Origin of the sequence: Perlucidibaca aquatica, from assembly GCF_001676655.1 — a bacterium.
Taxonomy (GTDB): domain Bacteria; phylum Pseudomonadota; class Gammaproteobacteria; order Pseudomonadales; family Moraxellaceae; genus Perlucidibaca; species Perlucidibaca aquatica.
Genome location: NZ_LZDB01000001.1, coordinates 346,493 through 359,721, shown reverse-complemented (window position 1 = coordinate 359,721; position 13,229 = coordinate 346,493). Strand labels below are relative to the sequence as shown.

At 50.3% G+C, this 13,229-nt stretch carries 11 protein-coding genes; 7 read left to right on the top strand and 4 right to left on the bottom strand.

Annotation, left to right across the window (positions count from 1 at the left end; translation table 11 throughout):
- Positions 1-9: 9 nt before the first annotated feature.
- From yidC to rpmH, 4 genes are read right to left on the bottom strand one after another with little or no spacing between them, the layout of a single operon-like run.
- On the bottom strand, positions 10-1,734 hold the full coding sequence (gene yidC, locus A8710_RS01770; RefSeq protein ID WP_068857707.1) for a membrane protein insertase YidC: 1,725 nt from the start codon (positions 1,732-1,734) through the stop codon (positions 10-12).
- A 2-nt stretch (positions 1,735-1,736) separates the two neighbouring features.
- The gene (gene yidD / locus A8710_RS11980) at positions 1,737-1,976 is read right to left on the bottom strand and encodes a membrane protein insertion efficiency factor YidD (RefSeq protein WP_227512979.1); all 240 of its coding nucleotides are present in this window, start codon (positions 1,974-1,976) and stop codon (positions 1,737-1,739) included.
- Positions 1,973-2,350, bottom strand: a complete 378-nt coding sequence (gene rnpA, locus A8710_RS11975; protein ID WP_082968591.1) for a ribonuclease P protein component — start codon at positions 2,348-2,350, stop codon at positions 1,973-1,975. Before rnpA ends, yidD begins: the two co-directional genes overlap by 4 nt.
- Positions 2,351-2,369: 19 nt before the next feature.
- The gene (gene rpmH, locus A8710_RS01765; protein ID WP_068857706.1) at positions 2,370-2,504 is read right to left on the bottom strand and encodes a 50S ribosomal protein L34; all 135 of its coding nucleotides are present in this window, start codon (positions 2,502-2,504) and stop codon (positions 2,370-2,372) included.
- A 465-nt stretch (positions 2,505-2,969) separates the two neighbouring features.
- Between rpmH and dnaA the strand changes: the two genes are divergently transcribed.
- From dnaA to A8710_RS01730, 7 genes are all read left to right on the top strand, one after another.
- Complete coding sequence (gene dnaA / locus A8710_RS01760) at positions 2,970-4,337, top strand: chromosomal replication initiator protein DnaA (RefSeq protein ID WP_068857705.1); 1,368 nt, start codon at positions 2,970-2,972, stop codon at positions 4,335-4,337.
- A gap of 15 nt (positions 4,338-4,352) precedes the next feature.
- The gene (gene dnaN, locus A8710_RS01755) at positions 4,353-5,465 is read left to right on the top strand and encodes a DNA polymerase III subunit beta (protein ID WP_068857704.1); all 1,113 of its coding nucleotides are present in this window, start codon (positions 4,353-4,355) and stop codon (positions 5,463-5,465) included.
- A 16-nt stretch (positions 5,466-5,481) separates the two neighbouring features.
- Complete coding sequence (gene recF / locus A8710_RS01750) at positions 5,482-6,561, top strand: DNA replication/repair protein RecF (protein ID WP_068857703.1); 1,080 nt, start codon at positions 5,482-5,484, stop codon at positions 6,559-6,561.
- 18 nt (positions 6,562-6,579) lie between these two features.
- Positions 6,580-9,006 (top strand): DNA topoisomerase (ATP-hydrolyzing) subunit B, encoded by a 2,427-nt coding sequence (gyrB, locus tag A8710_RS01745; protein WP_068857702.1) that lies wholly within the window; start codon positions 6,580-6,582, stop codon positions 9,004-9,006.
- Between the two features lie 83 nt (positions 9,007-9,089).
- Positions 9,090-10,025 (top strand): tRNA dihydrouridine synthase, encoded by a 936-nt coding sequence (locus tag A8710_RS01740; RefSeq protein ID WP_264753518.1) that lies wholly within the window; start codon positions 9,090-9,092, stop codon positions 10,023-10,025.
- Positions 10,026-10,092: 67 nt separating this feature from the next.
- Positions 10,093-11,061, top strand: coding sequence for an arsenosugar biosynthesis radical SAM (seleno)protein ArsS (arsS, locus tag A8710_RS01735; protein WP_068857701.1), 969 nt, complete (start codon positions 10,093-10,095; stop codon positions 11,059-11,061).
- A gap of 28 nt (positions 11,062-11,089) precedes the next feature.
- Entirely contained in the window at positions 11,090-13,228 is a 2,139-nt protein-coding gene (locus A8710_RS01730; protein ID WP_082968590.1) for an FAD-dependent oxidoreductase, read from the top strand.
- Position 13,229 lies beyond the last annotated feature (1 nt).

Below are 13,229 nucleotides of genomic sequence, written 5' to 3'. Positions count from 1 at the left end.
CCAGTCTGTTTACTTAGACTTAGCTGCAGCTTTTTCAATTTGACGCGTAATTGCCCATTGCTGCGCAATCGACAAAAGGTTGTTTGAAAGCCAGTACAGCACCAAGCCCGCTGGGAACCAGAGGAAGAACACCGTGAAAATGACCGGCATAAACTTCATCATTTTTGCCTGCGTAGGATCTTGAGGCGCAGGATTTAGCGATTGCTGAATGAACATCGTGACGCCCATCAGCAATGGCAAGATGTAGTACGGATCGAGCAGTGAAAGATCCTTAATCCACAAAATCCAACCGGCATGACGAAGCTCTACAGACTCCATCAAGGTCCAGTACAAGGCAATGAAAACGGGCATTTGTACCAAGATGGGTAAGCAGCCACCCAACGGATTAATTTTTTCCTTTTTGTACAGCTCCATCATCGCTTGAGACAGTTTGGCTCTGTCACTGCCAAATTGTTCTTTCATGCGTTGCATTTCCGGCATCACGCGTCGCATGTTGGCCATTGAGCGATAACTCGTGGCAGACAGGTGAAAGAACGCAGCTTTAACAATAATCGTGAGGACAACAATGGACCAACCCCAGTTGCCTAGGAAACCATGAATCGATTTCAGCAACCAGAATAGAAATTGAGCAACAGGCCACAACCAGCCGTAGTCAACGGTGAGTTCTAAGCCTGGGGAAATATCCTTCAACTTATCTTGGATTTTAGGACCGGCATAAAACGTGGCCTCTGTAACGCCTGTAGCGCCTGGATTAACCATAATCGCCGGCGAGGTAAATCCAATAAAATTCTCACTGCCATTGGATGAAACACGGCTAGACACCACATTTTGCGTTTTCGCGTTAGGAACCCAAGCGGCCACAAAATAATGCTGAACTAAGGCGACCCAACCCCCGGTAACGGTAGTGTTCAGTGGTTCTTTGGCAAAGTTTTTTAGGGCGACTTTGTTGTAAGTTTTCTCTGGGGTCCACCAAGCACCACCTAGGAAGGTCACCATGCCGAAGGAGTGAGTATCAGCACTGGGATCCGTACTGTTGTCACGCTTCAGCTGGCCAAACATAAGGCCTGTCCAAGGTTGTGTACCTTCGTTTTTCACCACATAACGAACATTGACTTGGTATTCGCCACGTTTAAATTCGAAAATCTTCTGAACAGTAACGCCTGCTTCATTGGTCGTGGTTAACGCAACTTCCAGAGCCTCTTGACCGTCTGGAAGTGAAAACTCGGTTTGCGTTGTTTTATACACGGGTCGACCACCGGCCTGGTCATCTAAACCGCCCGGTTGACCTGCCACGCTAATCAAACCGCTTTGCGCAATATACGTTCTTTCAGGGCTTTGATCTAAAAGTACCAACGCATCTGTGCTGTCTACCTTTTTGGTGTACTTAGGTAAGGCTACCTGAGTGATGTCGCCACCCTTCAAATCAATCCGTAAGTTCAACACATCAGTTTTTACGTTAATTGCGGATGTATTGGCAGACGTTTGCTCCGCTGTATCAACCGCCACGACTGGTTCGACAACCGGAACTGTGGCAACTGGCACGTCCGTGGTTGCAGGCGTTGTAGCCGTTGGAATTTCATTCGTTACCGTTGGAGCCGGCGCATTGAGACTGCTGCTCATTGAGCTTGAAGCAGTGCTTGACGTAGGAACGGCGTAATCGCGCTGCCAGCTTAAAAAAAGAAAATAACTGACGATCGCTAAGGCGACCAAGATCAGTGTGCGACGGATTTCCATTTTTACGGTTCCTGCCGAAGTGATGAAGGATTTTCAGGTACGGGATCATACCCACCTGAGCACCCTGGGTGACACCTTCCAAGGCGATGTAGCGTTAAATAAATTGCTTTCCACCAGGGCCATTGCTGAAACGCTTGAAGTGAATAGCTTGAACATGAGGGTTCGAAACGGCATCGAGGTGGAAGTAAAGGACTGATGAAATAGCGATAAAACTTAATTAACGCGATAAAAGGCCACTTCACGTTGCCACCTTTAACTGTTTTTCGGCTTTTCTTTTTAGTTGACGAAAGCCATCGTCGAGCAATGTGCGTAGGGCTGCATTGTCGAGAGTTTGGAGGTTTTGTCTGGCAAGGTAGACGATGTCAAGCGCAGGAAAGTCGGCTTGATGATGTCTGAAGTGATCTCGACACACGCGCTTAATTCGATTTCTATCGAGGGCACGTTTTACTTTTTTGCGCGCTATGACGAATCCGATGCGTGATCGTTGAGTCGTAGATGGTATTGCGAGCAATAAAAGTTGATTGAGATTTGATTTGAAAACAGCGTTGTCCATTACCGCTTTGAAGTCTGCTGGTGTTAGCAGTCTAGCAGTCGGTGGAAAACGCTGTTCGGTCACGATCTCAGACTGGAATGCCTCAGACAGTCAGACGCTTGCGACCTTTAGCACGACGACGTGCGAGAACGGCGCGACCGTTTTTGGTGGCCATGCGTGCACGGAAACCGTGAGTACGCTTTTGTTTGATAGTGCTTGGTTGGAAAGTACGCTTCATGATCTGTGATCCGATCTGTTCAAGCCCGACTGGGCGGAAAGGTGCGCGATATTAGGCGTTTCGGTACCCCTTGTCAAACATCTTAGCGAGTTAAGTTGTTGATCGTTGTGAAACTTATGAACAGATCGTGTTGATCAACCTTCTTATATAAAGATATTTAGATTTTAAGAGCTTTGGTTATGGTTATAGGTTGCCACTGTTTTTGTTGATAAGTCATTTATTACTAATAAAAACAATTACTTAAAAGAATCAAAAGTTGTCTTTTTATGCCCTTGTATGGCGTCTTTAACCCTGTGTGGAAATGTGGATGAATTCATTGTGTGGACTTTTTAACATCTTTGACTGTGCCCGCTGTCTTGGTTATCACCAATCTTATCTACAGCAAGGTTTAGCTTGTGGATAATTATTCTCGTGCTACCCTACGATGCTTATAAGCGCTCACTTTAACTTGTGGATAATTTTTAGATGTCAGTCAGTGTTTGGGGTCAAGTGCTTTCTGTTTTAGAAGGTGAGTTTCAGTCCAATCTTTTTCAAATGTGGATCCGTCCCCTACAAGTGGATGAGTCTCCGGATAGCCTTGTTCTGCTTGCTCCTAACCCCTTTTTTGTTAAGCACATTCAAGATAAGTTTTTGGCGCGTATCCAGGCGCTCGTGCTGGATATCAGTTCGGGCCGCATTGAGACGGTAGCGATTCGCGTAGGTAGTCGTGGTGATCGCGCTGCTCCTTCCGTTGTGACGCGCCCGCCGACAAATTCAGGGGCTTCAGGCTCCGCTGTAGTTAAGCCTGTGGTTGAGCCTCTGCCGCGCCCTGCGAGTAGCTTGAATCCCTTGTTTACCTTCGACAACTTTGTTGCCGGTAAGGGGGCTCAGCTTGCTCATGCTGGCTGTTTGCAGGCCGCAGACAACCCTGGAGCACCACATTCCAATCCTTTATTTATCTATGGCCCTACAGGCCTAGGTAAAACGCATTTAATGCATGCCGTTGGCAACGAGATTTTGCGTCGTAATCCTTCTGCTCGTGTCATGTACTTAACATCGGAGCGGTTTGTTGGGGACTTCATCACAGCTTTGCAACGCAATATGATGAATGACTTCAAGCGTCTGTATCGCTCGCTAGATGCGCTTTTGATTGACGACATCCAATTTTTTGCTAAGAAGGAAAGTACTCAGGACGAGTTTTTTCATACCTTCAATTCATTGCTTCAGGAATCGCGTCAGATCATCATGACTTCTGACAGAATTCCTAAAGAAATCAATAATATGGATGATCGCCTCAAATCCAGATTTTCTTGGGGCTTGTCTATACAAGTGGATCCGCCGGATAAAGAAACCCGTGTAGCGATCCTGCTGAAAAAGTCAGGCTCCATTGGTATGGGCCTGCCCGTTGAGTCAGCCCATTTTATTGCTGAGCATGTTCAGGGTAATGTGCGAGAGCTTGAGGGCGCCTTGAATAAGGTCATCGCCACAGCTCGTTTTCGCGGACTTCCCGTCACTTTAGATTTAGTTAAAGAAGCGCTGCGTGACCTGCTGCTTGTGCGCGCTAGGCAGTTTAATATCGACAATATCCAGCGTGTGGTTGCTGAATACTATCGAATCAACTTGCGTGAGCTGACGGGGAAAAAGCGCAATCGCGGTTTTGCTAGACCGCGTCAAATGGCGATGGCGCTTTCGCGTGAGCTCACGCAGAACAGTTATCCTGAAATTGGGTTGGCTTTTGATGGTCGGGATCACAGCACCGTGATTCATGCATGTGAAAAAGTACGCGAGTTGAGAGCAGATGAGCCCCAATTCGACGAAGATTACAACAATTTGCTACGCCTGCTGCAGGCTTGATTTAGGAAAATGACGATGAAATTGTCGATGACACGTGATCAGTTACTTAAACCCCTGCAACAAGTTTCAGGCGTCGTTGAAAAACGACAAACGCTGCAAGTGCTTTCCAATGTCTTGATGGTGGTTGAGTCTGGTCAGTTGGCTATGACAGGTACCGATCTTGAAGTGGAGTTGGTTGCTCGCCATGAGCTTACTTCGGACGCAAGTGATGGCCGTATTACCGTGCCTTGTCGCAAACTGTTAGATATTTGCCGTGCCCTGCCCTCCACAGCGACTGTAGAGCTCTCCTTGGATGGTGCGCGCCTGTTGCTCAGATCTGGAAAGAGTCGCTACACCCTTTCCACCTTGCCAGCCAATGACTTTCCGAATTTGGACGACACTCTGTCCGGCTCGTTAACCATGACACTGTCGCAAAAGTCGCTCAAGCGCCTGATCGATAAGACGTCTTTTGCCATGGCCCAGCAAGATGTGCGTTATTACCTGAACGGCATGTTGTTTGAAGTTACAGAAGGACGTTTGCGTGTGGTCGCTACCGATGGCCATCGTTTGGCCCTCTGCGACGCACCAATTTCTGGACAAGTATCTGAAAAGACACAAGTTATTGTGCCTAGAAAAGGTATTCAAGAGCTTGCGCGCTTGCTTTCCGATGATGATTCGGAAGTCACACTGACTTTGGGCAGCAACCATCTTCGTGTCACCGTTGGTGCGGTCACGTTTACCTCGAAATTAATCGATGGTCGCTTCCCTGACTATGAGCGTGTACTGCCTAAGGGTGGAGACCGTATTTTGGTGGCGGGTCGTGAAGAGCTTAAGTCTTCACTCCAGCGTGCTGCTATTTTGTGTAATGAGAAATTCCGTGGTGTTCGATTACAGATTGCTGGCGATCAGTTAAAAATTCTGGCTACTAATCCGGATCAGGAAGAAGCCGAAGAAGAAATCCAAGTCGAGTACAACGGTAAGGACTTAGAGATTGGCTTCAATGTGGGCTACGTTCTTGATGTATTGAATGCTTTGAATGGGGCTTACACCAAAGCAATTTTGGGCGACACCAATAGCTCGGCACTGATTCAAGACAACGATGATGAACAGGCTGATGCGCTCTATGTTGTTATGCCCATGCGGTTGTAATCGTGACGTTTAAACCGTGAGCTTGGCCAAGCTGGATGTTGTTCAGTTAAGAAATCTTGAACATGTTTCTATTGAGCCAGGCTCACGGTTTAATTTGATTTATGGTGAAAACGGGTCTGGAAAATCGTCTCTATTGGAGGCGATTTTTGTTTTAGGCTTGGGACGATCTTTTCGAACCCAGCGAGCTCGTCGTATTGTTCAAGATGGTCATGACGTTGCCACGGTGTTTGCTGAGCTTGCCAATGGGTCTCGGCTAGGCGTCCTAAAGCGTTCTGCTGGCATTACGGAGGCGAGAGTTAATGGCCATAACGCTAGCGCCCTCTCTGAGTTAGCCCAGCATCTTCCCCTTCAGCTGTTTGACCCAGAGTCATTGTTGTTGATTTCTGGGCCGTCCTTGGCGCGTAGGCAGCTTTTAGACTGGGGCGTGTTTCACGTGGAACCAGAATTTTTAGCTGTTTGGTCTCGTGCAAAGCGCGCCCTGGCACAACGGAATTCTCTGCTTAAATCTGCTAAAATTTCGATTCCTGAATTAAAAGTTTGGGAGCTTGAGCTTGCGGCTGCTGCGAATGAATTGAGCTGCCAAAGACGAGCGCTTGCAACTCAGCTGCTGCCCGAGCTAGAGCGCGTGTTGTCCCAATACCTCCCTGCCAGCGACTTAACCGTTTCGTACTATGCTGGCTGGGAAGAAACGTTGGATTACTCTGACCTGCTTGAGGCATCTCGGAGTAAAGACCGCGAAAGAGGATTCACGGTATACGGGCCTCATCGTGCGGACTTAAAGATTAGATCGCATGGAACGGCGGCTGATGAACGACTTTCTAGGGGGCAACTAAAGCTTTGTGCCTGCCTCGTGAAGTTGGTTTTAAGCCAGTGGCTGCAGAGTAATTGCGCTGTTCAACCAGTTTTTTTATTTGATGATCTTTCATCCGAACTGGATACTGCAGCCAGGTTACATATCGCTGAATTTGTAGGGGCCATGTCGGTGCAGTCCTTTTTTACGAGCATCGACAAGAAACAACTAGAAATGACGCTTCCCTTGGGGGAGACCAAAATGTTTCATGTGGAACATGGCGCCGTAAGTCCGGTCCAAAATTGATGTGCCAGGAGCAATAAAATGACAGAAGAATCCACTTACGACTCGTCCAGTATTAAAGTTTTACGCGGGCTAGACGCTGTTCGTAAACGCCCTGGTATGTACATTGGCGATACAGATGACGGCACCGGTCTGCACCATATGGTGTTTGAAGTCGTAGACAACGCGATTGATGAGGCCTTGGCAGGTCACTGTACTGAAGTCAATGTCATCATTCACGCCGATGAATCGATTACGGTCACCGACAATGGTCGCGGAATTCCAGTCGATATTCACGAAGAAGAAGGTGTTTCTGCAGCCGAAGTCATTATGACTGTGCTCCATGCCGGCGGAAAATTCGATGAGAATAGCTATAAGGTTTCTGGCGGCCTTCATGGCGTAGGTGTTTCAGTTGTAAACGCCCTCTCCAAAGAATTACGTTTGACCGTTAGGCGTAATGGCTTGGTATACGAGCAGACCTACCGACACGGTGTGCCGGAGTTCCCGCTGCGCGAAGTTGGCAAAACGCAGGGTCGCGGCACTGAAGTCCGTTTTTTCCCTAGCGAAGAAACCTTTACCAACATCAAATACAGCTACGACATTTTGGCTAAACGCCTTCGTGAACTGTCCTTTTTGAACTCTGGCGTTCGTATTGTGCTTAAGGATGAGCGCGATGAGAAAGAAGAAGTTTTCGAGTATGAAGGCGGCCTGGCGGCGTTTGTTGGCTACTTGAATACGAATAAGTCACCCATCAATAGCGTCTTCCATTTTATGGTTCCGCAGTCCGAAGGGCCTAACGGGATTGGTGTTGAGGTAGCGCTTCAGTGGAATGATAGCTATCAGGAATCGGTCTACTGCTTTACCAACAATATTCCACAGCGCGATGGTGGCACCCATCTCCAGGGCTTCAGGACAGCACTAACGCGTACGCTGAATAACTATGTTGAAAAAGAAGGGCTGCTCAAGAAAGAAAAGGTCGTTACGGTGGGCGAAGACATGCGCGAAGGCTTAACCGCCATTGTGTCAGTTAAAGTGCCTGATCCTAAATTCTCCAGCCAGACCAAAGATAAGCTGGTTTCTTCCGAAGTAAGCAACGCCGTTGCTTCTGTGATGAATGAGAAGTTCGAAGAGTTTCTGTTAGAAAATCCTGCGGCGGGTAAAACCATTGTCGGGAAGATTCTTGATGCCGCACGCGCACGTGAAGCGGCCAGAAAGGCTCGTGAAATGACGCGCCGTAAGGGTGCGTTAGATATTGCTGGGCTGCCAGGGAAGTTGGCCGACTGCCAAGAGAAAGATCCCGCGCTGTCCGAACTGTACTTGGTGGAGGGAGACTCTGCTGGTGGCTCTGCAAAGCAGGGTCGAAATCGCAAGATGCAGGCCATCCTGCCTTTGAAGGGCAAGATCCTGAACGTTGAGAAGGCTCGCTTCGATAAGATGTTGTCATCTCAAGAAGTTGGGACGCTGATTACTGCCTTGGGCTGCGGCATTGGTCGCGATGAATATAATCCGGACAAGCTGCGTTATCACAAAGTCATCATCATGACCGACGCGGACGTTGACGGCTCCCATATTCGTACCTTGCTACTGACCTTCTTCTTCCGTCAGATGCCTGAAATCATTGAGCGCGGCTATATCTATATTGCGCAGCCACCGCTCTACAAGGTCAAAAAAGGCAAGCAAGAGCAGTATCTGAAAGATGACGATGCGATGGAGGTTTATCTGACCTCTGTTGCGCTGGATGGCGCGGAATTGCGTGTGAATCCAGAAGCGCCTGCTGTGGCTGGGCTGGCTCTTGAAGCACTCATTAATCAGTACCGCGAATTTTGCGTACTGCAAGACAGACTTAAGCGTCGCTACCCTAGCCTGCTTTTGGAACAGCTGCTTAAGCTGCCAACCCTATTGCCGGCAGAGCTATCTTCCGCTGAAGCGGTAACCGTGTGGGGTCAGCGCTTACAGGCGTCCCTCAACATGGCAGCGGACCCTAGCCAGCGCTTCTTGGTGCAAACCGTTGATGATCCAGAACATCAGCGGTTCTTCCCGCAGGTTGAGCTCATGGCGCATGGCGTGCCGTATAGCTACCCGCTGCGCTATGACTTCTTTAGCTCATCGGAATACCGTCAGGTCGATGCGCTTGCACGCGCATTAGAAGGTCTGATTGAGCCCGGGGCTGTGATTAAGCGTGGAGAGCGTCAAATGAAGGTTGATACCTTCAAGCAAGCGTTCGAGTGGCTAATGCAGGAGTCCAAGCGTGGTCTTGGCATTCAGCGTTACAAAGGTCTCGGTGAAATGAACCCGGATCAACTGTGGGAAACCACAATGGATCCGGAATCCCGCCGCATGTTGCGCGTCACCATTGACGACGCCATTGGTGCCGATCAAATGTTCACGACCCTAATGGGCGACGCTGTTGAGCCGCGTCGTGAGTTCATTGAGAAAAATGCGCTCTTAGTTTCTAACTTAGACGTCTAACGGCAAAAATGTGATTGTTCCACGTGGAACTTTGAATGGGAGGGGGTCCGAAAGGCCCCCTTTCTGCATTTATGACTAGAATCGTGCTCGCGCCCATGGAGGGTCTGACAGACTTCACCATGCGACATGTCCTCACACAGCTCAGCCCCTATGACTGGTGTGTTACAGAGTTCCTGCGCGTCACTGACAGGGTCTTACCTAATGCCGTTTTTTATAAACACTGCCCTGAGTTGATGAGTGATGGGCTAACTGCCAATGGGACGCCCGTGCATTTCCAGCTGCTGGGAAGCAACGCTGAAATGCTGGCAGAGAACGCGAAACGGGCAGTTGAGTTGGGCGCGCCCGCCATTGATCTAAATTTTGGATGCCCGGCGAAAACCGTTAACCGCCATGGTGGGGGCGCAAGCTTGTTGGTGGATAGCCGCGTGTTGCATGACATTGTCCGTAGCGTGCGTAAGGCTGTGCCTGAGCACATCCCGGTCACGGCAAAAATGCGCCTAGGTATAGACTCCACCGATGAGCTTATGGATAACGCCAGCGCCATCTATGAAGCGGGTGCGAACTGGTTGACCATCCATGCTCGCACTAAAGCCCAGGGATATCGCCCACCTGTTAATTGGGAAGCCATCGGCCAAGTTAAATCGAGCTACCCAGAGTGGGAAATCATCGCAAATGGCGATATCTCCTCCTTGCCTGCTTTGCAGACCTGTAGGGAGGCCACTGGATGCGATACGTTTATGGTCGGACGCAGTGCGGTGTCTGAGCCCGATCTGGTTGCGCGGCTAAAGCAGCCACACCTCAAGGCCATGCCTTGGGATGAAATCAATAACTGGCAGTTGCACTTTCTGCGGAAATTAGTCGGTACCGAAAACGGCTTGGTTGGACGCTATAAGCAATGGTTGGCCATGACAGCGACGCACTATCCAGAAGCAGCAGCGCAATTCCAGCGCATCAAGCGACTAAAGAAAATTGCCGAGATAGAAGCGCTTTCGTCGTTTGTTGAGATAGAAAGCGAATAATTGTTCTCCCCTGTAACAAAGCGCAAGATGTGAAGTCTAAGAACTACACGCTCACAGGATTCGCCTCATGCTGCCTACCCTAGCCTTGCTCGAAGCAACGGACTTTCCCGCTATTCGCCGCCAGTCTTTAACGACGCTGCAAATGAACCTTGGGTATCTCTGCAATCAATCCTGTGTACATTGCCACGTTAACGCAGGTCCGACGCGCAAAGAGCTCATGAGTGATGAGCTCATTGATCTCGCCATTGAGGTCATGGAAAAAAGAAACATCCAAATACTGGATCTCACAGGTGGTGCACCGGAAATGAATCCTGCCTTCCGCCGACTGGTTATTGCTGCACGGGCGCTGGGCGTAAAAGTGATCGACCGCTGCAACCTGACTATATTGTTTGAGCCGGGCTATGAGGGCTTGGCTGAGTTTCTGGCTGAGCAAGGTGTTGATGTGGTGGCCTCACTGCCGTGCTATTCGGCAGAGAATGTCGACAAGCAACGCGGTAAAGGTGTTTTTGAATTAAGTATCGAGGCGCTTCAACGTCTGAATGCGTTGGGCTACGGCCAGGCAAATAGTCCCTTACAGCTTAGTCTCGTCTATAACCCGCAGGGCCCTGTGCTTCCGCCCAGCCAGAAAAAGCTTGAACAAGACTATAAGCGGGAGCTCTTCGAGCAGTTTGGTATTGTCTTTAACGAGCTGTTCACGATAACCAATATGCCCATTCAGCGCTTTGGCAGCATGCTGATTTCTAAGGGGCAGTTTGATGACTATCTCACCTTGTTGAAACACAACTTCGCCGCCGCAAACCTTAAAACGGTGATGTGTAAAACCATGGTCAGCGTGGACTACCTGGGCTACTTGTATGACTGTGATTTCAACCAGCAATTAGGAAAAGCTATTCCCGTAGAGGGCGCTCAAGGCAGGCCTCACCTAAAAGACCTACTCACACAGGATTTTGTTCAGCAGCCGATTTGGGTGGCAGAGCATTGCTACGGCTGTACGGCAGGCCAAGGCAGCAGTTGTGGCGGCGCTTTAGAAGGGTAAGATCAATTTTTACCAACAAGGACGCCACATGACACGCTCTAAAATGTTCACCGCAGCACTCATTGCTACTGCCTTTGGCCTGTTTTTCGGCCTAGGGCTACATCATGAGCTGACATTGGCAAACCTACAGGCGTCACGTGCCGAGCTATTGACGGGGTATGAGAGCAATCCGGTGGCGTCGTTGGCCATGTTCTTCGCTGCCTATGTGGCTGTGACCGCGTTGTCGTTGCCCGGTGCGGCAATCATGACCTTGGCGGCAGGCGCCTTATTTGGCATCACCGTGGGTACGGTGCTGGTGTCATTTGCCTCGTCATTAGGCGCGACACTCGCCTTTTTAGCGTCACGTCATCTATTGGCGGACTGGGTGGGTAAACACTTTGGAGCGAAGCTTGCAGCCATACATGAAGGCGTAGAAAAGCGCGGCGCTCGCTACTTGTTCACCTTACGGCTAGTCCCGTTATTTCCCTTCATGTTGATTAACCTGGTCATGGGCCTGACGCGCATGCCCCCGCTGCGGTTTTACTGGGTTAGTCAGCTCGGCATGTTGCCGGGAACGTTGATCTATGTGAATGCAGGCACCCAATTAGCCACTATTACCAGTGTCCAGGGCATTCTCAGCCCTGAGGTGGTTGCTTCCATCGCTTTACTGGCATTGTTTCCCTTTTTAGGAGCTTGGTGCGTGTCCCTGTGGGAGCGCTATCAGCTCTATAAGCCGTGGAGCAAACCCCAACGATTTGATCGCAATTTGATTGCCATTGGCGCCGGTGCCGGTGGCTTGGTATCTACCTATATTGGCGCAGCCACCAAAGCCAAGGTGACGTTAATCGAGGCCCATGAAATGGGCGGCGACTGTTTGAACTATGGCTGTGTGCCCTCAAAGGCGTTGATACGAACAGCGTCACTGATGCGCGACGCACGCCATGCCAGCACACTGGGACTGAGCTCAGTCACGGCAGAGGTGGATTTTAGCGGTGTGATGGAGCGTGTTCAGCGTGTGATCGCTCAAGTCGCGCCACATGACTCTGTAGAGCGCTACACCGGCTTAGGTGTAGAGGTGCTAAAAGGGCATGCTGAAATCACATCGCCTTGGAGCGTTAAGGTAAACGGTCAAACGCTGACCACGAAAAGTATTGTCATTGCGACGGGAGCGTCGCCCACGATTCCAGACTTGCCCGGCCTTGATCAAGTGACCTATGTTACTTCAGACACCCTGTGGTCACTGCGCGGTAGCCCTCGGGAAGTCGCCGTATTAGGCGGCGGGCCGATAGCCTGTGAGCTCGCGCAAGCCATGGCGGAGCTAGGGCTTAAAGTGACCCTGGTGGGCCGTAATAAGCGCCTCCTTCCCCGTGAAGATGCCAGCGTTGGCGACGTGGTCTTAAGCACACTGCAATCTTCGGGTGTACGCGTGTTATTGAATGCTCAAGCGATGTCGGCCGAGCGAGAAGGTGCGCAGCAGCGACTCTGGGTTCAGCACGGTGGTGAGACAGAGACGATTCATTTTGACTTCCTTCTTCTCGCCATTGGGCGTACCGCAAGAACCAAGGGTTTTGGCTTAGAGACCTTGGATATCCCGCTGACAGCGCAGGGCACCGTCGCCACAAACGAGTACTTGCAGACCCGCTATCCCAATATTTATGCCTGTGGCGATGTGGTCGGTCCCTACCAATTCACGCATGTTGCGGCGCATCAGGCGTGGTATGCCGCCGTAAATGGCTTGTTCGGCCTGTTCAAGCGCTTTAAAGCGGATTACCGCGTGATTCCAGCCGTGACCTTTACTCACCCAGAGGTTGCACGGGTGGGGCTAAACCAACAGGAGGCTCGAGCTCAGGGTATTGCTTTTGAGTCGACCCGCTTCGAGTTAGAAGAGCTGGACCGCGCCATCACCGCCGATGAGCGTGAAGGCTTTGTGGAAGTGCTGACTGTGCCGGGTAAGGACACCATTCTAGGCGCTACGATTGTTGCTGCCCATGCAGGGGAAATGTTGGCTGAGTTCACTTTAGCGATGAAGCACGGGCTAGGCCTGAAAAAGATTTTAGGCACGATACATCCTTATCCGACATGGTCTGAAGCGGCTAAGTACGTGGCCGGTGAGTGGCAAAAAGCCCATGCCCCGCAGGCGGCATTGCGTTGGGCAGAACGCTATCACCGCTGGCAACGGGGTGAGTGAG